This is a genomic window from Metasolibacillus sp., assembly GCF_025291715.1.
GTDB lineage: Bacteria > Bacillota > Bacilli > Bacillales_A > Planococcaceae > Metasolibacillus > Metasolibacillus louembei.
The window spans coordinates 1-20814 of the sequence record NZ_JAMBIZ010000037.1 but is presented as its reverse complement, the minus strand read 5'-3'; the positions used below and the strand labels follow the sequence as shown (position 1 = coordinate 20814).

Here is a 20814-nt window from a genome sequence, read left to right as displayed (position 1 = left end):
AAAAATTCCACATTTTGTGAAACTAAATAAAAAAATAAACGTCTAAGCTTTTCGAAGACTGTATAAACTGTTAAGATAGGTATAGTGTGCCGTACATAGTGGAAAATGAGAGTGGTGAAAGTAATGGATGAACAACAACGAACTGAGGAACAGGTAAACATACAGCCGCAGCCTGAGAAGCCTGCTGGTAAATATATACGAATTAAGCCGTTTAAATTTATTATGCTGATGTTCCTGACAATTTTAGTAACAGCAGGGTTAACGATTTTTGCTTTAACATTTGGGGAAGAAAAGATAGTGGAAGTTAAAGTACCTATTGAACGTACAGAATTTAAACAGCTTTATGATGCATTTGATGAATTAAAAGAAAATTATTATGTTGAAATAGATGATGAGGAAGTCATTCATGGTGCAATTAACGGAATGTTTGATGCGCTTGGCGATCCGTATTCAGACTATATGAACAGCGAAGAAGCTGCACACTTTAATGAAAGCTTATCTTCAAGCTTCCAAGGAATTGGTGCGGAAATTCAAGAGCGAGATGGCTACATTATGGTCGTATCACCAATTAAAAACTCGCCTGCTGAAAAAGCGGGAATTTTACCAAAGGATTTAATTTTATCCGTTAATGGTGAAAGCGTAAAAGGCTTGAGCGCCTCAGAGGCAGTTTTACTAATTCGGGGTGAAAAAGGTACATCTGTGACGCTAATGATTCAGCGTGGAGATGAAGAGCCAATCGAAATGAAGCTAGTCCGTGATGATATTCCAATCGAAACAGTGCATGGCGAAATGGGCGATGATAAAATTGCTCATATTCAAATTTCATCATTTAGTGAGCAAACAGCTGAAGAAGTGGCACGTAGCTTAGCTGGATTTGAGCAACAAGGGATGAAAGGTGTCGTGCTAGATGTGCGCCAAAACCCAGGCGGCTATTTAACAGCAGCGCTAGATATTTCAAACTTCTTTGTACCAGAGGGCAAGCCAATTTTATTAATTCAAGGTCGCACAGGAGACCCTGAGGCAATGGTGGCAGAAGGTGGCAAGAAATTCGATGTTCCTGTTACTGTACTAATTGATGAAGGTAGTGCATCTGCCTCTGAAATTTTAGCAGGCGCATTACAGGAGTCAGCTGGTGCGAAAGTTGTCGGTAAAACATCATTCGGTAAAGGAACTGTACAAACAGTGGCTGATTTACCAGATGGTGCGAACTTGAAATTTACGACGAGTAAATGGCTAACGCCGAATGGCACTTGGATTAATGAGAAAGGTATTGAGCCAGATGTTGATGTAGATACGGCACCATATGCTTCATTGCCATACATTGATCCAAAGGAAGAGCTAAAATTAGAAGTAAACTCAAAGCTTGTCAATGCAGCTGAGCAAATGCTTGAAGTGCTAGGCTATCAAGTAGGCACAGTAGATAATCTGTTTGATGAAGAGACAGAGGCTGCTGTCAAGGAGTTCCAAAAAGCAAGTGAGCTAGAGGAAACGGGTATTTTAACAGGCAAAACAACGTATGCCTTAATGGATGCTTTACGTGAAAAATTGCGCGCAGATGATCCGCAGCTATTAAAAGCGAAAAGCTTATTAACTGGCAAAGAGTCAACAACGGAAGAAGCAACAGATAAAGAATAAAATAAAGGGCGGCCATATATGGTCAGCCCTTTTTCTAGAGGTGTGAAAAAATGAAGGATGTTTATTTATTAAGTGGATTTTTAGGAAGTGGCAAAACATCACTATTAACAGATGTTATTCGCCAATTTAAGGAGCAAGGGCTGAAGCCTGCGGTTATTATGAATGAGCTAGGCAAGCTAGCATTTGATTCGCAAGCAGTAGAGGAGGATGTTCCATTAAAAGAAATGCTAGAAGGCTGCATTTGCTGTACAGGTGCGGAAAAGACCGAGGCACAAATTCAATCATTATTATTCGACCAACAGTTTGATGTGCTATTAATTGAAACGACAGGCGCAGCACATCCAGTAGAGGCGCTTGATGCAGTATTTTCACCTATTTTTGCAGAGCAGCTAAATATTAAAGGTATTGTGACAGTGGCAGATAGCAAGCTTTGGCTCAATCGCGCTACATTATCTCCACAGGCTCGCTCTCTTTTTATGGAACAAATTCGCCATGCACACGTACTGCTTGCCAATAAAGTTGATTTATTAACAGAGGAAGAGCAGGCGCAGGTTGTCTATGAATTGCAAAGCTTTAATCCACGTGCGGTGCTGCTCCAAACAACGAATGGTCGCGTGCCCATTAAGTTTTTACAGCAAATGCAGTCGATGGTGCAGCCTACTAAGGAAAGTATTGTATCAGCAAAAATCGGTGAGAGCTTCAATCTCGGCTCGCGTTTAATCCAGTTTACACAAAGCTTTAGCGAGGAGGAATTCGAGGCATGGGTGCGCTCATTGCCTGAAACTGTTTATCGAATGAAGGGCTATGTCCCGATTATAGGCGTACGCAACCCGATGCTGTTTCAATATGCATATGGCATGGTGCAATGGCTGCCCGAGTATATTAAAATGGAGTCGAAGCTTGTGATTATCGGTGAAAATATTGCGAACATTCAAGTGATTGGAGAGGAGTAGTATTGAAAAAATTCTTCATTACGATTTTTGTAATCTGGTTATTTTTAATAGCCTGCTATTTCTTGATGTCATCTAAATAACTCTCTAATTTGTAAACTGTCAACCACCTTTCAAGGGTAAGTGTTTCATAGAGTGGCAAATGCTTCCTCATTAAAGCGATAATGAACATAGATTTTTCAGTAAATTTTAATGTAGATGGATAGATTGGTAAAGCTTGGCGAAAAATGCGGCGATTCTTGCTTGTATGCTTAGTTGCGTGAAGGAGGAATTGCAAAATGAAAAAAACATTAACAGCCGTTTTTGCAACTTTTTTATTAGCAGCACCAATTCAAATGGCGTCTGCATCAGCAAATGTTTCTGAAGGGAAACAAGTACAATCGAAGGAAGCAACAAATTGTCAAGTCGTATATAAATGGTCAAATCATAAATGGCAAATCATTATGCCAAAACAACAAGGAAACAAATGGTCAAACAAGGTGCCAACACCGCCTGTAGTAGAAAAGCCATCTGTTCCGACAACACCACCAGTAGTGGAAAAACCATCTGTTCCAACAACACCACCGGCTACAGAAAAGCCATCAAACACAGAAAATGAAAAACCATCTGCTCCAGTAAATTCAAGCGTTAGCGCCTTTGAACAAGAGGTTGTCAAGTTAACGAACGCTGAACGTACAAAAGCAGGCTTAGCACCATTTAAAATGGATGATCAGCTGATGGCAGCAGCGCGTGAAAAATCGCAGGACATGCAAAGCAAAAAATATTTTTCACATACGAGCCCAACATTCGGTTCACCATTTGACCGCATGAAAGCACTTGGTATTACGTATAAAAGTGCAGGAGAAAACATTGCACAAGGGCAACGCACACCGCAAGAAGTCGTGAAGGCTTGGATGGATTCACCAGGTCACCGTGCCAATATTTTAAATGCACAATTTACGCATATTGGTGTTGGTTATGTAGCAAACGGTAACTACTGGACACAACAATTTATTCAAAAATAATGCATCAAGGAAGGATGTCAGAAAAGCGAGCAAATGCGTAGCTTTTCGACATTCTTTCATTTTTAATGAGTGAATTGTTGCATTTTCATCAAAATAATCTAAAGCATAGGGTGTTAAGAAAGGCCAAACCTTTCTTAACACCTTTTCACTATATGTAGCACTTGACGATAATTGCAAAATTCTCTATATCATCTATATCTTTTAAGTTGCATATAGTACAATAAGTTGTTGTAAATTGTTTTATTATAAAAAATAAATGAAAAATGTTTAAATATATGCTTGAAAGATAGGGGAATTGATGTGAAACAACAAACAATTATTTTAACAGGTGGAGGAACCGCAGGGCATGTGTCGCTGAATGAGGCCATTATTCCTTCGTTAATAAAAGAAGGATATGAAGTTCATTATATTGGTTCTTATGATGGCATAGAAAAGGAATTAATCGGCAATAATTTCCCTGAAATAACGTATCATAGCATTTCAAGTGGGAAATTGCGTCGCTATTTTTCTGTCAAAAACTTTACAGATCCATTTCGCGTTTTATATGGTATTAGTCAAGCTTTTGCCATTATTCGCAAAGTAAAGCCCGCAGTTATTTTTTCAAAAGGAGGCTTTGTATCGGTTCCTGTTGTTATGGCAGCGAAATTAGCGAATGTACCTGTCGTTGTGCACGAATCGGACGTAACACCAGGCTTAGCAAACAAGCTAGCATTGCCATTTGCCTCACATATTTTCACTGTATTTAAAGAGACAATGCAGCATTTACCAAATGACAAGGCGACATGCACAGGCTCCATTATTCGCCAGCAATTATTTGAAGGGTCACGAGAAAAAGGCTTAGCGTTATGCCACTTCGAGCAAACGTCCAAAAAAGTATTGCTTGTGATGGGGGGGAGCTTAGGCTCAGTTGTATTAAATGAGGCATTACGCATGAATTTAACCGATTTGCTAGTGGACTACAATATTATTCATTTATGCGGAAAAGGCAATGTAGATACATCATTAACTGCCCTACAAGGCTACAAGCAATTTGAATATGTGACAACAGAGCTGCCTGATTTACTGCATGCCGCAGATTATATTGTGTCACGTGCTGGCTCTAACTCTATTTTTGAATTTCTTGCGCTACGCAAGCCGATGCTGCTCATTCCATTATCAGCTAGCAAAAGCCGTGGTGACCAAATTTTAAATGCTAATTTATTTAAAAAGCAGAAGTTTGCCCATGTGCTGGAGGAGGAGGCTTTAACAAAGCAATCGTTCAGCGAGGCATTGCGTTACCTCGTAGCACATGAAAATGAAATGATTGATGCCATGGCTGATGCGGAGCGCCCGAAAACGCCTGATGAAATGGTCGTGCTCATTACACAATACGGAAACAATTGATAGTTAATAAAAATAAAAAGCTGACACATTCGCGGTGTGTCAGCTTTATCGTTACATTGCTTGTTCCTCAGCATCCATTTGTACATGGGCTGTTGTTAGGTAGAATAAGTCTTTAGAGATGCTGAATAAATCAAACTGAGCCTCTCCGCGATTAATTTGCTCTAAAAGAGCGGGATGTGTATCCTTTGCGCAAGCTACATAGGGTAGCTTCAACGCAGCGGCTTTGGAACGGCTATTTTCTTGGCGGATGCGTAAAAACACAGTATGGAAATCATATTTGAAAAAAAGCTCCTGTAAAAACAATAACTTTGCTTTTTGATTATAGCCCTTTCCTTGAAACGGCTGACCAATCCAAGTACCAAGAAAGCCTGCACCGTCTTGAATATCATAGAGGCTAATTGTTCCGATTGGCTGTCCCCATTCATCTACAATTGTACGCGAAATGGTCATGCCAGCGTCTTCTTCTTCGATTAGTTGCTTTGTCATAAATAAATATTCTTCAGCGGATGTTGCTTTTTGGCGAACGTAAGGAAAAACAGATGGATGGCTCAATAGTTGGTAAAGTTCAGTTGCTTCATGTACATCACGGTGTTTCAGCATGCGAAACGCCTCCTTTAAAAAGAGTATAGGTAAAAAAATCACAAGGCATGCATTTCGAACTTAACTCCTATATAACCTAGACATCTTACTATGTTACAACCTTTAGTTATTCGCTACTTTGCATATGAAATTCGATTCCTGCTAATACTAATAATTAGGGGAAAAAAATAACCGTTATCAACTGTAAACGGTTATAGCAATACAAGTGATTTGCTAGAAATTTTCTAGCAGCTCAACAAGTGCTGAATGAAAAGATATTTTCGTAAAATATCATATAATATGACAGGTCATTCATGCAAGTGTTTAACTCGAAAAAACAAAAAATAGCTCGAAAAAGTCTTTTTATTCTTAATTATCTGAAAAGTATTATTCTGCAAAGAAAATCATCTTTTGTACATAACGTATTTTATGAAAATATGTACATCCAAGTGATAAATATTGCTATAATACATTTACAATTGCAGTTTTTGTAGTGAAAAGCTTCTATCTTGTATAAATGTATCATGATTCAGCAGCTCTTTTCTGTATAGATTCTTTTTGTATCGAAAGGATAGCATCAAGTACAACTCCCACCTCCATAGGATATGATGGATTTAGGTTAACCTCTACTAGAAACATGGTCGCAAAAATCTGGACGGGAGTAAGACGAGGCGTAATTGATTTTATAAAGATAAACGATATAGACTAAGTGTAGGGTAGGTGTCATAAAGGATGATACAGCCATTTCTTTCGGAAAACCAATTTAATATAATATTTAAAGATAGTAAAGATATGGTCTTTTTTATGAAAAAAAAGGGCGAGGATTTTGAATATTTGTATGTTAATACAGCAGCACGCCATCTTTTTGAAATGGAGCCAAATGGGAAAATGGTCTCCGAAATTATGCCCCAAAACTTAGCAGAAACAATTTTAAAATATTATAATTTAGCGGTAACTACAAAAGAGCAACAAAACTTTCAAGATTATGACTATTATACCAATGAAGTACGTAAACATGAAACGACAGTTTTTCCGATATTTTCTGAGGGCCAAGTGTTTATTTTAGGCATTGCAAAGGAAATAGCCTTTGACCGAGATTTACAGGATAAATATTTATTTATGCGCTCCATATTTTTTAAAACCTTCTTATCAACAGTGTTAATATCGAGCGATTTAAAATTTTTAGAGGCAAATGAACGCTTCATCGATGAGTTTGGCATTTGCTTAGCAAAGATGCAAGGCCAATCTTTTTTAAGCTTGCCCCTCATTCAAGAACCGTATGTAAAAGAATGGGAAAGCTATTTAAACGATGCGCAAAACGGTGATAATTTTACTTCCAAAATTGTGAAATTCATTGATAAAGCAAATCAAACGAGAAGCTTCACAGCCACATTTGCGCCTTTCACAAGTGAAAATGGTGATGTTATTGCAATATTTTTAATTTTGCAGGAAGTAACGGATTTTATTGAGCAGCAAAAAGAGCTACGTGAAACATCGCATGGCTTAGCGATTATTAAAAATGCAATTAACAATGCGATTGAATTATCCATTATCGATGTCGATCGAAAAATTATTGATTTAAATGACCGCTTTGCTGCACGCACAGGCTATGTGAGAGAAGAGCTAATTGGCCAAACGCACGACATATTAGATTCGGGCTACCATCCGCCTGAATTTGGAGAAAATATGTGGGCAAAATTACGACGCGGTGAAATTTGGCAAGGCGAAATTTGCAATCGCTCAAAGCAAGGGGAAACGTATTGGGTAGATACAACCATTATTCCATTAACGAATGCCGCTGGGGAAATCGATAGCTACTTTTCAGTAAATTACAGTGTATCTGAAAAGAAGCGTTTAATGATTGAATTACAAAATAATGAACGCACATTCCGGATCATTACTGAAAACATGAATGATTTTATCGTGATTATGGATATGGATGGAACCATTCAATATGTTTCTCCATCCTATATTCGCATATTCCAATATACAGAGGACGAATTGATTGGCCAAAATTATGCATCATTTTTAACAGAGGAAAGCGAGGTAATTTGGCGTTCACAGTTGAAAAATATGCAGTGCAACGACATGACGATAGAGCTGGCCTTACAGACGAAAAATGGCGATATTGTTTGGACTGAGGGGAAATATCAGACCGCTAAAGAGAATGATAAAGAAAATGCTTTTCAAATTATTATGGTATCACGCGAAATAACAGAGCGTAAAAAAATGGAAAATTCTTTGCGCTTCATGGCATATCATGATAATTTAACACAGCTGCCAAATAGAAGATATTTGGAAAAGGAGTTTCCTCGCGTGCTGAATGCCGCCCAAAATAATATGCGTTCCATCGCCGTTCTTTATATTGATGGCGATAATTTCAAATCCATTAACGATCAATATGGTCATGATGTTGGAGATGAATTTATTAAGCTAACAGGTGAGCGCATTGCAGCAAGCATTCGCTCAAGCGATTTTGCGGTACGTGTAGGAGGCGATGAATTTGTCGTTATATTAGCGGAGCTATCGATTATAGAAGCTGAGCGTAAAAGGATGACACAGGATATCATTGCACGTATTCAGCATAATTTACAGCTAGGAGCAGATATTCAGGGCAACCATTTCAAGCCAACTGTCTCAATTGGTGTTAGTTATTATCCAGACCATGCGACGACATTAGAATCGCTACTAGAAAATGCGGATAAAGCATTATATAAAGCAAAAACAGTTGAAAAAAATGGCTTCAAAATATATGATGACGTACAATAAGGATAGTCAAAGCGGCTATCCATCAAAATGTCCTAAAGGCTTTTTATGGAGCCTTTAGGGCATTTTTTAGAGGTGAGACAATATGAAAAAAATATTATTAGTAGAAGACGAAAAAAATATTTCACGCTTTATTGAACTGGAGCTAAAGCATGAGCAATTTGATGTAACATGCGTATTTGATGGGCGGGAAGGTTTGACAGAGGCGCTAGCCAATCCCTATGATTGCATTTTGCTTGATGTGATGCTGCCACAGCTCAATGGCATTGAAGTATGTAGGAGAGTTCGCCAGCATTCGCAAGTGCCTATTATTTTATTGACCGCTCGCGATGCCGTGATGGATCGTGTGGCAGGGCTTGATGCCGGGGCGGATGATTATATCGTAAAGCCATTTGCTATTGAGGAGCTGCTTGCACGCATTCGCTCCATTATGCGCCGTACGGGCAATCAAACAATGGCGGACAAGCTTCTGATTTGTCGCAACTTGGAAATCGATATGGAAGCATATGAGGTGACATTTGAACAAAAAAGGCTAGATTTGACGAAAACTGAGTATGACCTGCTAGTATTTTTAGCGCAAAATTTAAATAAAGTCTGCACGCGTGAGCGCATTTTAGAGGCTGTATGGGGCTTTGATAGCGAAGTGGAGACAAACGTTGTGGATGTTTATATACGCCATTTACGCACGAAGCTGAAAACGACAGAGCAGCCTTATATTGAAACGGTGCGTGGTGTAGGCTATGTGATGAGAGGCTAAACAATGAAACAATTATTTAATCGAATGTCGCTAAAAGAGAAATGGATGCTGTCAACCGCTACGACAATCTTTATTAGCTACGTACTTATTTGCCTTATTTTATATATTTCCTTACATACGTGGCTACTAAACAATGAGGAGCGCAGTGCACTCCGATCAGCGGACGATATGAGCTCCTTTTTTGAAACGCTTAGCCCAACGACAACGATTCAGCAGCTAGAGGAAAGGTTGAGCAACACGATTGGCAAGCAGGAGCAAACGGTGCGTATTATGAATTTTGATGGTATTCAAATCCTGTCGTTTAATGATGTATCACCAGTCGTTCCAACAACTGCAACCTACGAAGAATTGCTGAATACAGTGATGCGCAAAACGGACGACGCTTATATTATTGAGCGTGTTGTACAAATAGGACCATTTCAAGGCTATATGCAGTTAATACATCCGCTTACAACGTTTCATAAAATGATGCAATATGTGCTGACGACAATGGCCATTGTTGGTGTTGGCGCATTGCTGCTCGTTGCCTTTATCAGCTTTTATTTAGCAAATCGTTTAATTCGTCCGCTTCAGCAATTGCGTGATTCGATGCAATCTGTGCGCGATAAAGGCTTAAAGGAGCGTGAAGCTTTCACATATCAGGCAGATGATGAAATCGGTGATTTGCTGCAAATGTATGATTCGATGTTGGAGGAGCTGAACATTTCCTTCACGCAGCAGCAGCAATTTGTGGCAGATGCCTCCCATGAATTGCGCACACCAATTCAAGCGGTAGAAGGTCATTTGTCGTTGCTTGCACGCTGGGGCAAGGATGACCCACAAATTTTAAATGAATCTATTGATAGCTCGCTTATTGAAGTAAAGAGAATGAAAAAAATGATTGAAGAGCTTTTACAGCTAGCAAGAAGAGAGCAGGCTATCGACGCTTCTGAGGCGGATGTGAGCGCTGTGCTGCCGCAAGTAATCCATGAATTAGCGATGGTCTATCCAAATGCGCAATTCCATGTGGAGGAATTATCGCAGCAGCGATTAGCTATTTCACCTGAAGCCCTTGCACAAATATTGCGCAATATTATTGAAAATGGCATACGTTATAATGAATCTATACCAAAAATACGTATTTCTACAGCACAAATTGATGGTTGCTTTTATATCGAAATTCAGGATAATGGTATAGGGATTGCAAAGGAGCATTTGCCATTTATATTTGATCGCTTTTACCGAGTCGATGCATCACGTCAACAAAATGGTGGGGGAACAGGACTCGGCTTAAGCATTACGAAAATGCTTGCAGCAAAATATCATGTAGAGCTCAAAGTACAAAGCGAAATTCAGCAAGGAACAACATTTTTGTTAAAAATTCCTTTGAAAAAGTGAGGAATTTCGGTTAGATGGTTTCGATTTTCTAAAGTTCGCTAAAAATTTAGCTTATTTATTGAAAAATAGTTGTATTTTTTGTTGAGAGTAGTAAGATTGAAGTGGAAAAATGTTCTCTGCTGAAAAGCATTGAATGTAAGTATACAAAAATAAATAGGTTCAGCTATCATTTAGGTAGTAGAGAGCCAAGAAATGTTTATTTTAAAATGGAACTGCCATGCAGGCAAAATTTGGAGGTTATTTTCATGTCGAACAATGTATTACATGGTTCCCCTTGGTCAGCGTTTGCAGGCCCTAACTTAGGTTATGTCATGGAGCAATACGACTTATTTCTACAATCTCCCGAAGAAGTAGAACCAGCTTTAGTTGAATTGTTCCAGCAATACGGGGCACCTGTCGTAGTAGAAGGTGGAGTTGAAGTTGCTGTAACTGGAGGAACAGTTTCTTCACAAGCAGATTTTAGTAAATTATTAGCTGCTATCAAATTAGCAGAATCCATCCGAACATACGGTCATTTAGCTGCGGACATCTACCCATTAAACAACCGCGCACTTGATACAGCAAAAATTGATGAAGGCACATTTGGCTTAAGCCAAGCAGATTTAGCTGAAATTCCAGCTACTGTATTCTTCAAAAATGTACCAGCAGGCGTGCAAAATGGTCGCGATGCGATTGCTTATTTAAAATCTGTTTATACAGATAAAATTGCCTTCGAATACAATCATATAGGAACAGTGGAAGAGCGCGAATGGTTCCAAGAACAAATTGAATCAGGTGCGCTATCAAAGGCAGTAACTACTGAAGAAAAGAAAGCGCTATTAGACCGCTTAACACATGTGGAAAACTTTGAAAAATTCATTCATAAAACATTTGTAGGACAAAAGCGTTTCTCTGGAGAAGGCTTAGATACACAAATCGTGTTATTTGATGAAATTTTAAAAGCAGTAGAAGCGAAAAATGTGAAAAATGTACGCATTGGTATGGCGCACCGTGGTCGTTTAAATGTGTTAACACATATTTTAAACAAGCCATATGACATGATGTTCTCTGATTTTGCTCACGTATCAAATGAACTATTTATGCCTGAGCATGGTCGCTTACAAATTACAAAAGGCTGGTCTGGTGACGTAAAGTACCATATGGGTGCATCTTATACGCGTGAATCAGGTATGTCTGTGAAGCTTGCCTATAACCCGTCTCACTTAGAAATCGGTAATCCAGTTGTGCTAGGCTCAACGCGCGCAACACAGGATGATGTATCTGCAATCGGCTCAGCGAAGCATGATGCTACTTCTGGTTTAGGCATTTTAGTGCATGGTGACGCAGCATTCCCTGGTCAAGGTATCGTAACAGAGGTGATGAACTTTGCTAAAACAGAGGGCTTCACAACAGGCGGTACAATCCATATTATTGCCAACAATATGATTGGCTTTACAACAGAGCTATATGATTCTCGTTCATCTGTTTATTCATCAGACCCTGCAAAAGGCTATGATATTCCAGTTATTCACGTCAACGCAGATCATCCTGAGGCGGTTGCACAAGTAGGACGCTTTGCAGCAGAATACCGTCAAAAATTCGGTAAGGACATCATCGTTGACTTAATCGGCTACCGCCGTCACGGTCATAATGAAACAGATGATCCAACAGTAACAAATCCTGAAACGTATAAGCTTGTATCGAAGCACGACACAGTGCGTGTGCTTTACGGTGCGAAATTAGTAGCAGAAGGGCTTGTAACAGAAGAACAACTGAAAGCTCTTGATAGCGCTGCATATGCAGAAATGCAAGCGGCATACGACCATGTGAAAGAAATGGCAGAGAAGGATGAGCATAAGCATCTTGAAATGCCAGAAGCGTTAAAAGTGGACTTCCCACAAGTAGACACAACGACAAGCGTGGAGCGTTTACAAGGAATTAACGAAGATTTATTAGTATTTGCAGAAGGCTTTGAGCCACAAAATAAGCTAGGCAAAATTTTAGAAAAGCGTCGTGACGCATTTAAAACTGGCAAAATTGATTGGGGTCATGCAGAAACGTTAGCATTTGCAACATTGCTGCAAGATGGCACACCAATTCGTTTCACAGGGCAAGATGCACAGCGTGGTACGTTCTCACAACGTCACTTAGTGCTACATGACAAAAACAACGGTAGCGAATTTACGCCATTGCACCATATTCAAGATGCAAAAGCATCATTCTCTGTATACAACTCACCGCTAACAGAAGCAGGCGTAGTTGGCTTTGAATATGGCTATACGCTGGAAAAAGAAAATGTATTAGCTATTTGGGAAGCGCAATTTGGTGACTTTGCAAACATGGCACAAGCAATGTTCGACAACTTTATTTCAGGTGCGCGTGCAAAATGGGGGCAAAAGTCTGGCTTAGTTATGCTTCTACCACACGGCTATGAGGGGCAAGGTCCTGAACACTCATCAAGCCGTATCGAGCGTTACCTACAAATGGCTGCTGAAAATAACTGGTTTGTAGCAAACTGCTCAAACGCAGGCAACTACTACCACTTATTGCGCCGCCAAGCTGCTTTATTAGGTACGGAAGGTGTGCGTCCACTTGTTGTGGCATCACCGAAATACTTATTGCGTCATCCATTAGCAGCGGCAAATGCAGAGCAATTAGCTAACGGCTCATTCCAAGAAATTATCGAGCAACCAGGCTTAGGTACGAAGGCAAAGGCAGTAGAGCGCATCGTATTAGGTACAGGTAAAGTGATGATTGATTTAGCAGACCGCGTAAAAGATGGAGAAGGCTATGATCACATACACATCGTGCGTGTGGAGCAATTATATCCATTCCCAAGTGCACAAATTGCAGAGGTACTTGCAAAATATCCAAATGCGAAGGAAGTTGTTTGGGTACAAGAAGAACCGAAAAATCAAGGCGCTTGGAATTATGCAATCGAAAGCTTATATGAGCTTTCAGAAGGTAAAAAACTACGCTATGTAGGTCGTCCTGCAATGAGCGCAACATCTGAGGGTGATGCGGATGCACATAAAGAAGCACAAGCAGCAATTATTGCGGAAGCCGTAACAGAAGCAGCAAAAGTAAAATAATAGTATAATGTTGAAGAAGGCGAGAAAGGCTCTCCGTTAGCCTTTCTCAATTTAAAGGAGGAAATGAAAGTGGCTGAGATTAAAGTCCCTGAATTAGCAGAATCGATTACAGAAGGTACAATTGCCCAGTGGGTGAAAAAGGTTGGAGATCGCGTAGAAAAAGGCGAATTCATCGTTGAATTAGAAACAGATAAAGTAAACGCAGAAATCATTTCAGAAGAAGCAGGCGTATTAACACAAATTTTAGCTGAAGAAGGCGACACAGTGCTTGTTGGACAAGTGATTGCCGTTGTAGAAGCAGGCGAAGGCGCAGCGCCAGCGCCAGCAGCACAAGAAGCGGCACCAGCGCCAGCTGCTCCTGCACAGGAAGCACCAAAAGCTGCAGCAGCGCCAGCACCGATTGTTGAAACATCAAACGAGCGTGTAGTAGCAAGCCCAGCAGCACGTAAATTAGCACGTGAAAAAGGTATCGACTTAGCAGCTGTATCACCAGTAGACCCACAAGGTCGCGTGCGCGTACAAGACGTAGCAGCACATGGCACAGCACCAGCGGCAGCAGCGCCAATCGCAACAAATAACGGTCCAGTTGTTTTTGCTCCAGCAGCAGAATCAGATCGCGTAACAATTGAAAAAATGTCTCGTCGTCGTCAAACAATTGCGAAACGCTTATTAGAAGTGAAGCAATCAACAGCGATGTTAACAACATTTAACGAAATCGACATGACAAACATCATGGCATTACGTAAACGCAAGCAAGAACAATTCGTGAAAGAAAACGACATTAAATTAGGCTTCATGTCATTCTTCACAAAAGCAGTTGTAGCAGCACTTAAGAAATACCCTTACGTAAATGCACAAATCAATGGTGACGAAATTCACTTAAACAACTTCTTCGATATCGGTATTGCCGTATCAACTGAAGAAGGCTTAGTTGTACCAGTTGTGCGTGATGCAAACGCTAAAAACTTTGCCGACATCGAAAAAGATATTGCAGACTTAGCGAAAAAAGCACGCGATAAAAAATTAGGCTTAAACGACATGGCAGGCGGCTCATTCACAATCACAAACGGTGGTGTATTCGGCTCATTAATGTCAACACCAATCATGAATGGTACACAAGCTGGTATTTTAGGTATGCACTCAATCGTTCAACGCCCAGTAGCAGTAAACGGCGAAATCGAAATCCGTCCAATGATGTACGTGGCATTATCATATGATCACCGTATTATCGATGGTAAAGACTCTGTAGGCTTCTTAAAAACAGTAAAAGAATTAATCGAGAACCCAGAAGATTTATTATTAAACTCATAATTTACAATGAAAGCAGTCAGACGCTTTGTCTGGCTGCTTTTTTGTGAGGAAAAAGTCCCGATTCGCTCAACCAATGCCAAAATTCGCTCAACGAACATGCAAACTCGCTCAACCAATCGCCGAATTCGCTCATCGAATAACGTATACTAAAAGGATATTCGATAAATGAAGCCCTGCCAATCCAGCAGGAATAAACGCCCACAAATATCTTTTTTGCTGAAAAGCCATAGAAGCAACTAATGACCAACAAATCACGCTAATGATTTGAAACCAAAGCGATTGATCCATATCTAAATCTCTTCTTATCCATAGTAAATAGTAACAAAACCCCATAACTAAACTCCAAAATATCCATCCGATAATGGTTTTGATTTTAATTTTCTTCTTCACACTATTTAACCTCCCATCAAGCCCTTAATGATGATTATATCAAATTAAGCTACTTCCAAGTTAAACCAGCATAAATCATATTGACAATAGTAATTTCGTAGTATATCATTTACCTAATAACTTTATAAGTAATGCCTCACGTTCAAGTGGGGTAGAGGCGCGGTATTTAATAGTTTTTCATGGAGTTTGAGCAACAGTGAAATGGAAAAGAAGGAAATATCGCCGAAGTGTATCGGGAGGCTCTTATCCGATATGCTGGGTCTGTAGTGAATAACTGCAGGACTGTCTTGAGTATTTCTTTCCAGCTTACTCAAGTTGTGCTATCTCATCAATGGAACTAAGAGGATTTGGGCTTTTATTTTATTAAATGGCAGCGACCTAAAATTCTTTAGGTCGCTTTTTTGTATAAAATAAAGCCTAAAAACTAAAGAAAAGGAGCAATTTACGATGAACAAAAAATTAATGATGATGCTTGTGGCCATGCTAACTGCACTTATTGTAGCGGCATGTGGCACGGGTAGCGACGACAAAAACGCTTCATCAGAAGGCGGCGAGGAAGGGAAAAAAGTATTGAAAGTAGGCATGGAGGCAGGCTATGCACCGTTCAACTGGACGCAGCAGACAGACGCGAACGGGGCAGTAAAAATTAGTGGCTCTGCGGAATATGCGGGGGGCTACGATGTGCAAATCGCGAAAAAAATCGCAGATGAGCTTGGCTTGGAGCTTGAAATTGTCAAAACAGAATGGGATGGCTTAGTACCAGCGCTACAATCAGGCGTTGTAGATGCGATTATCGCAGGGATGAGCCCAACGGAAGAGCGTAAGCAATCAATCGACTTCACATCAAACTACTACACATCTGATTTCGTTATCGTTGTGAAAAAAGGCAGCCCATATGAAAATGCCAAAACATTAGCTGAATTTTCAGGAGCAAAAATCACATCACAGCTAAATACATCGAACTATTTAGTAATCGACCAAATTCCTGGTGTGAAAAAGGAAGTAGCAATGGATAACTTCCCTGCAATGCGTATTGCTGTTCAATCAGGTGTAATTGACGGCTACGTAGCAGAACGCCCTGAAGCGATTTCCGCTGCAATGGCAAATGAAAACTTTGCATATGCAGAGCTAGAAGATGGCTTTGAAACAGACCCAGGTGCAACAGATGTAGCGATTGGTGTACGTAAAGGCTATGAGCTGACAGAGAAAATGAATGAAGTATTAGCAAGCATTTCTGAGGATGACCGTCAAAAGTTAATGGAAGAGGCAATTGCTAATCAGCCAGCTGCTGAATAACAATGGCAAGCTAATTGTCTGAGAAGCATATCGCTTTTCAGACAATTTCTTGAAAGAGAAGGAGGGATTTTATGCAGTTTGAAACGGTGCTAGTGATGCTACAAAATAACTGGCCGATGTTTTTGCGCGGCGCTTACATGACAATCGCAATTGCCATTATTAGTACAATTATTGGTGCGTTTATCGGATTGTTTATCGGTATTATGCATACGATTCCAATGAAATCAAAATCATGGTCATTGAAAACGATCTTATTAAAAATTATTAATTTTATTTTAACTTGTTATGTGGAAGTTTTCCGTGGTACACCAATGATTGTACAGGCGATGGTTGTCTTTTATGGATTAGCGGCATATGGCATCGAGCTGAATCGCTTTGTTGCAGCACTTGTTGTTGTTGGATTAAATACAGGTGCTTATATGGCTGAAATCGTTCGTGGTGGTATTGTATCTGTTGATAAAGGGCAATATGAAGCAGCCCAAGCAATTGGCATGAATCACGTTAAAACGATGGTATTCGTTATTTTACCTCAGGTGATACGCAATATTTTACCTGCAACAGGCAATCAGCTTGTCATGAATATTAAAGATTCTGCCGTGCTAAGTGTTATTAGTGTGACGGAGCTATTTTTCCAAACGAAATCGATTGGAGGCGCGAGCTTTAAATATGCAGAAGCCTTTTTAATTGCCAGCGTGATGTATTTAATTTTGACATTTACGGCAACGCGGATTCTGCGTCTTATCGAGCGCAAAATCGATGGACCAGATGCCTACCAAGTAGATAAAGAAAGGGAGGGGCAAGTGCAATGACAGCGGTAATTGAAATTAAAAATTTAAGCAAATCATTTGGCTCTCATGAGGTGTTACGCGATGTGAATTTTTCGGTAGCAAAAGGGGAGGTCGTTTGCTTAATTGGCTCCTCTGGCTCAGGGAAATCGACATTGCTTCGCTGTGTCAATCTACTTGAAACGCCTTCTGGTGGCAGCATCATTTATAATGGTGAAAATATTTTAGACAATCAGCATAATGTCGAGGAATACCGCACACATTTAGGTATGGTATTTCAACAGTTTAATTTATTTAATAATTTAAATGTGCTGAACAATTGCACACTTGGTCAACAAAAAGTGCTAAAGCGCAGCAAGGCAGAGGCGATTGATAATGCGATGAAATATTTAGAAATCGTTGGAATGGCAAAGTATAAAAATGCGAAGGCGCGTCAGCTCTCGGGTGGACAAAAGCAGCGTGTAGCCATTGCGCGAGCATTAGCGATGGACCCAGATGTTATGCTATTTGATGAGCCAACATCAGCACTTGATCCTGAGATGGTAGGGGAAGTATTAAAAGTAATGCGTACACTAGCAGATCAAGGTAATACGATGCTGATTGTAACACATGAGATGGAGTTTGCACGTGAAGTGGCTGACCGTATCGTCTTTATGGATAAAGGTGTTATTGTCGAGGAAGGTCGCCCAGAGCAAGTGTTAGTCAATCCGAAGCATGAGCGCACGAAGGAATTTTTAAAGCGTACATTGAAATAATCAACTACGCCTCAGCGCAATTGATTATTCCGCTATGTAAAGTTAGCGTCTTGAATTCCATTCGGAAACGATGACGAAAATAATTGCAAATGCAATAGCTAAAGCCCAAAACCAGCTTGGTATGCTTGACATAGTATTCACCTCATTTATGATTTTAACATGCCCATAAGTTCGCTTCAAACAAGTGCTATAAAAAAGGGCAAAGATGATAATTATTTAGGCGAAATGCTATCATTCATGCAAAAAATCATATAAAATAATAAAGAAATCAATGTTATGTAGATAAAGTGAGGTTATTGCGTTCATGTTACATTTGAAATGGAAAGAAGCACCGACGATTCGCACTGTAAAATGTGTGCATACGAATGCCGCAAAATATTTAGTGTCAAATGTGCTAACAGTTGGCAAAGAGTACGAAGTGAAAAATGAAACAGAGGAATTTCTTTTTGTAGTAGACAACACAGGCAATGTTGGTGGCTACTATAAAGATTACTTTGAATGAAAAAGCGAGACCAAAGTCCCTAAAGGCTTTGGTCTCGTTTTTTAGATAGATTCAAAAACATCATTTGTTTTTGCGTGGACGCGCAACGTTTCTTCAATATCTTGTACTAATCTTAATTGCGTTTGCTTAAATTGGTCGATATCTGCATGTGTAATGCCTGCCTGCTTTGATTTCATTTGTAGCATTTTGCCATTTTTACGTGCAAGCTCATCAGAGGCACGCATTAATTTATCCTGTGCTTCCGCCACACGACGCTGCTGATTCATCGTTAACAGCGTAGAAATTTGCGTTTGCCACATCGGAATCGTCGTCATTACAGATGCCTGTATTTTATCGATTAACAGCTGATTCGTTTGCTGCATTAAGCGAATTTGTGGCGCTGCTTGAATGGCAATTTCACGCGATATTTGCATATCATATAAGCGGCGATCAAGCCATTCAATCGCCATTTTTTTGTCGTTTAATTGCTGTAGCTCCATCGGGTCTGTCGGCTCAACGGTAGGCAGATTTTTTTTCGCATCTGCTAGCTTCAGCTCAGCTGCTGCAATATAAACATTAATTTCTGTAAAGTATTGCTCATTTAACGAATATAAATCATTTAATAGCTTAAAATCACGCAATAAACCCATTTGAGCATGCTCTAGCTGAATGGCAAGGCGGTCAATTTGCTTGCTTAGCCTTTTATAATGTGTCATGACCTCCTGTGTCGATTGCTTTTGCTTAGAAAAAAGCTTACTTAAAAAGCCTTTTTCCTGTTGCACAAGGGCATCGGGGTTAATTTGCTCTAAATAAGAAATGAGCTGTGAGAGCACCTCGCCGACTTTACTATGGTCTTTGCGATGAATATGGACTGCCATATTTGCTGTAAAATCACGAAGTGCTTGCTGCGCCTGTAAGCCAAAAGCAAGCACGTTTTCATATACATGAATTTTTAATTCTCCAGCTAAAGTAAGTGCACGGCCTTTATCATGCTGGCTCAGTGCGGCGTAAAGAGGGCTGACAGAATAACTTTCCTGCGCTAGCTGAAATTCCCCTTCAGCAATTTCAGCAAAGCGACTTCCCGCATTTTTAAATGCTTCAAATGGATTTTGTTGCATAATTATTCACCACCGATTAAACGATCTTTCCTTTTTTTGTTTTCAAGCTTTGCAAAATCAAGCTCAAGCTTTAAATGCTCAATATCTGAGCTTAATGCAAGCTTTAAGTCATCTTCCATTGTGACATAAAGCTCCTTTAGCGTTTTGCGTGTTTCCTCTAATGCTAAATGGATATCTGTTCCGCCAACTTGCTCTTTCGTTAATAATGTGTACTTATCTATTAATTGTACTGCAGATGGCAGATGAGAGTAGAAGAAATCCTCCACCGCATAAAATTTTTGCGGATTTGTTTGCACAATATTGATAATGCGTTTTGCGAGCTTATTCATTTCATTAATTAATTTAAATGAACGTACTGAGCGGACGCGCACATATTGCTGCATAAGCTGTGTGGATTCACTTTTTGCCTGTTTAAGATGGTGTTCAATATGTCTATATTCTGAGCGTGTTAAGCCAAGCATTTTGCTGCGCTTCGCCTTTTGCCATGCTAACATCCCTTTATTACTTGCATAATAGCTTGTGATGGTTAACAGCGGCACGATAAAAATGCCTAAATCAAAATTAATCACTGTGATAATAAATACAGCAAAGCTAATGATTAAGCTTAGTCCATGTCGATTGATAAAATTCATTGTGCTAAGCATTTTCGTACCTCCCTCTATAAATGTTGATGTATCAATGGCTGGTGCCACTTTTGAGTGTCTGAAAAAATATTTTTCGACACGTACATCTATCATTATTTTGTGTTTATTGATTTTTCTTACAAACTGTTTGTGCGCTCCGCTGAAGGAAAGACCATTAATTGGTAAACTCTTTCCTGATCCTGTGCTATCTATCGATGCACTTGTGGATCTCTGCGTTGCTTATGATGACGAACCCTCCCATGTCTCTCGGCGTCTGGTTGCGCGTACATTCCTTCGTTCGGTCTCTTCATAAGGCAGAGGCTGGCGATGCTCCTTTCGGGACTCATTGGGGTTACCCACGGTCGGATGGTGTAAATAATGCCGGCTTCTCCGTGTCATCCTCTTGGTTTTGACTTCTGCTAGCGACGCTTAGGCAGCCGTTTGAAGCTGAGTGGCATCGTTCATCATTTGATCTGCATTAAAATAAGTTTTCTTGTTGCACAAGGCATGTAAAACCCTCAGTAGCTTGCCAC

At 39.9% G+C, this 20814-nt stretch carries 17 protein-coding genes and 1 riboswitch; of the genes, 13 read left to right on the top strand and 4 right to left on the bottom strand.

Annotation, left to right across the window (positions count from 1 at the left end):
• The first annotated feature begins 123 nt into the window (after positions 1-123).
• The 4 genes from M3Z76_RS17270 to M3Z76_RS17255 all read left to right on the top strand — a co-directional run bounded on the left by M3Z76_RS17270 (position 124) and on the right by M3Z76_RS17255 (position 4972).
• Positions 124-1635 (top strand): lmo1851 family serine protease, encoded by a 1512-nt coding sequence (locus tag M3Z76_RS17270; protein ID WP_293929316.1) that lies wholly within the window; start codon positions 124-126, stop codon positions 1633-1635.
• A 50-nt stretch (positions 1636-1685) separates the two neighbouring features.
• Positions 1686-2588: a CobW family GTP-binding protein gene (locus tag M3Z76_RS17265; protein WP_293929318.1), complete on the top strand. Its 903-nt coding sequence runs from the start codon at positions 1686-1688 to the stop codon at positions 2586-2588.
• 275 nt (positions 2589-2863) lie between these two features.
• The gene (locus M3Z76_RS17260; protein ID WP_293929320.1) at positions 2864-3589 is read left to right on the top strand and encodes a CAP domain-containing protein; all 726 of its coding nucleotides are present in this window, start codon (positions 2864-2866) and stop codon (positions 3587-3589) included.
• 300 nt (positions 3590-3889) lie between these two features.
• Positions 3890-4972, top strand: coding sequence for an undecaprenyldiphospho-muramoylpentapeptide beta-N-acetylglucosaminyltransferase (locus M3Z76_RS17255; protein ID WP_293929322.1), 1083 nt, complete (start codon positions 3890-3892; stop codon positions 4970-4972).
• Between the two features lie 51 nt (positions 4973-5023).
• Here the strand turns inward: M3Z76_RS17255 and M3Z76_RS17250 are convergent, their stop codons facing one another.
• A complete protein-coding gene (locus M3Z76_RS17250) occupies positions 5024-5572 on the bottom strand; it encodes a GNAT family N-acetyltransferase (RefSeq protein WP_293929324.1) in 549 nt (182 codons plus the stop codon).
• Positions 5573-6283: 711 nt separating this feature from the next.
• Here M3Z76_RS17250 and M3Z76_RS17245 point away from each other — a divergent pair.
• From M3Z76_RS17245 to odhB, 5 genes are all read left to right on the top strand, one after another.
• Complete coding sequence (locus tag M3Z76_RS17245; RefSeq protein WP_293929326.1) at positions 6284-8320, top strand: diguanylate cyclase domain-containing protein; 2037 nt, start codon at positions 6284-6286, stop codon at positions 8318-8320.
• An 82-nt stretch (positions 8321-8402) separates the two neighbouring features.
• Complete coding sequence (locus tag M3Z76_RS17240; RefSeq protein WP_293929327.1) at positions 8403-9074, top strand: response regulator transcription factor; 672 nt, start codon at positions 8403-8405, stop codon at positions 9072-9074.
• A 3-nt stretch (positions 9075-9077) separates the two neighbouring features.
• Positions 9078-10451, top strand: coding sequence for a sensor histidine kinase (locus M3Z76_RS17235; protein ID WP_293929329.1), 1374 nt, complete (start codon positions 9078-9080; stop codon positions 10449-10451).
• A 245-nt stretch (positions 10452-10696) separates the two neighbouring features.
• Entirely contained in the window at positions 10697-13522 is a 2826-nt protein-coding gene (locus M3Z76_RS17230) for a 2-oxoglutarate dehydrogenase E1 component (protein WP_293929331.1), read from the top strand.
• Between the two features lie 69 nt (positions 13523-13591).
• Positions 13592-14833: a 2-oxoglutarate dehydrogenase complex dihydrolipoyllysine-residue succinyltransferase gene (gene odhB, locus M3Z76_RS17225; RefSeq protein WP_293929333.1), complete on the top strand. Its 1242-nt coding sequence runs from the start codon at positions 13592-13594 to the stop codon at positions 14831-14833.
• A gap of 129 nt (positions 14834-14962) precedes the next feature.
• Here the strand turns inward: odhB and M3Z76_RS17220 are convergent, their stop codons facing one another.
• The gene (locus M3Z76_RS17220) at positions 14963-15223 is read right to left on the bottom strand and encodes a hypothetical protein (RefSeq protein WP_293929335.1); all 261 of its coding nucleotides are present in this window, start codon (positions 15221-15223) and stop codon (positions 14963-14965) included.
• A 144-nt stretch (positions 15224-15367) separates the two neighbouring features.
• A riboswitch (Lysine riboswitch) is annotated at positions 15368-15554 on the top strand.
• A gap of 116 nt (positions 15555-15670) precedes the next feature.
• Between M3Z76_RS17220 and M3Z76_RS17215 the strand changes: the two genes are divergently transcribed.
• From M3Z76_RS17215 to M3Z76_RS17200, 4 genes are all read left to right on the top strand, one after another.
• The gene (locus tag M3Z76_RS17215) at positions 15671-16519 is read left to right on the top strand and encodes a transporter substrate-binding domain-containing protein (protein WP_293929337.1); all 849 of its coding nucleotides are present in this window, start codon (positions 15671-15673) and stop codon (positions 16517-16519) included.
• Positions 16520-16590: 71 nt separating this feature from the next.
• Positions 16591-17328, top strand: a complete 738-nt coding sequence (locus M3Z76_RS17210; RefSeq protein ID WP_293929339.1) for an amino acid ABC transporter permease — start codon at positions 16591-16593, stop codon at positions 17326-17328.
• Entirely contained in the window at positions 17325-18059 is a 735-nt protein-coding gene (locus tag M3Z76_RS17205; RefSeq protein WP_293929341.1) for an amino acid ABC transporter ATP-binding protein, read from the top strand. Before M3Z76_RS17210 ends, M3Z76_RS17205 begins: the two co-directional genes overlap by 4 nt.
• Before the next feature lie 304 nt (positions 18060-18363).
• Positions 18364-18561 carry a DUF6501 family protein gene (locus M3Z76_RS17200; RefSeq protein WP_293929343.1) on the top strand — a complete coding sequence of 66 codons (198 nt, stop codon included), beginning with the start codon at positions 18364-18366 and terminating at the stop codon, positions 18559-18561.
• 41 nt (positions 18562-18602) lie between these two features.
• Here M3Z76_RS17200 and M3Z76_RS17195 read toward each other — a convergent pair whose 3' ends face one another.
• Positions 18603-19658, bottom strand: a complete 1056-nt coding sequence (locus tag M3Z76_RS17195) for a toxic anion resistance protein (RefSeq protein ID WP_293929345.1) — start codon at positions 19656-19658, stop codon at positions 18603-18605.
• A gap of 2 nt (positions 19659-19660) precedes the next feature.
• Complete coding sequence (locus M3Z76_RS17190; protein WP_293929347.1) at positions 19661-20302, bottom strand: 5-bromo-4-chloroindolyl phosphate hydrolysis family protein; 642 nt, start codon at positions 20300-20302, stop codon at positions 19661-19663.
• Positions 20303-20814: the final 512 nt, after the last annotated feature.

Bases quoted from the DNA above. Each gene is read 5' to 3' on its own strand.
- M3Z76_RS17235 (WP_293929329.1), top strand. From the start codon at position 9,078: ATGAAACAATTATTTAATCGAATGTCGCTAAAAGAGAAATGGATGCTG.
- M3Z76_RS17195 (WP_293929345.1), bottom strand. From the start codon at position 19,658: ATGCAACAAAATCCATTTGAAGCATTTAAAAATGCGGGAAGTCGCTTT.
- M3Z76_RS17250 (WP_293929324.1), bottom strand. From the start codon at position 5,572: ATGCTGAAACACCGTGATGTACATGAAGCAACTGAACTTTACCAACTA.
- M3Z76_RS17210 (WP_293929339.1), top strand. From the start codon at position 16,591: ATGCAGTTTGAAACGGTGCTAGTGATGCTACAAAATAACTGGCCGATG.
- M3Z76_RS17205 (WP_293929341.1), top strand. From the start codon at position 17,325: ATGACAGCGGTAATTGAAATTAAAAATTTAAGCAAATCATTTGGCTCT.
- M3Z76_RS17190 (WP_293929347.1), bottom strand. From the start codon at position 20,302: ATGCTTAGCACAATGAATTTTATCAATCGACATGGACTAAGCTTAATC.
- M3Z76_RS17260 (WP_293929320.1), top strand. From the start codon at position 2,864: ATGAAAAAAACATTAACAGCCGTTTTTGCAACTTTTTTATTAGCAGCA.
- M3Z76_RS17240 (WP_293929327.1), top strand. From the start codon at position 8,403: ATGAAAAAAATATTATTAGTAGAAGACGAAAAAAATATTTCACGCTTT.
- M3Z76_RS17230 (WP_293929331.1), top strand. From the start codon at position 10,697: ATGTCGAACAATGTATTACATGGTTCCCCTTGGTCAGCGTTTGCAGGC.
- M3Z76_RS17265 (WP_293929318.1), top strand. From the start codon at position 1,686: ATGAAGGATGTTTATTTATTAAGTGGATTTTTAGGAAGTGGCAAAACA.
- M3Z76_RS17215 (WP_293929337.1), top strand. From the start codon at position 15,671: ATGAACAAAAAATTAATGATGATGCTTGTGGCCATGCTAACTGCACTT.
- M3Z76_RS17245 (WP_293929326.1), top strand. From the start codon at position 6,284: ATGATACAGCCATTTCTTTCGGAAAACCAATTTAATATAATATTTAAA.
- M3Z76_RS17270 (WP_293929316.1), top strand. From the start codon at position 124: ATGGATGAACAACAACGAACTGAGGAACAGGTAAACATACAGCCGCAG.
- M3Z76_RS17200 (WP_293929343.1), top strand. From the start codon at position 18,364: ATGTTACATTTGAAATGGAAAGAAGCACCGACGATTCGCACTGTAAAA.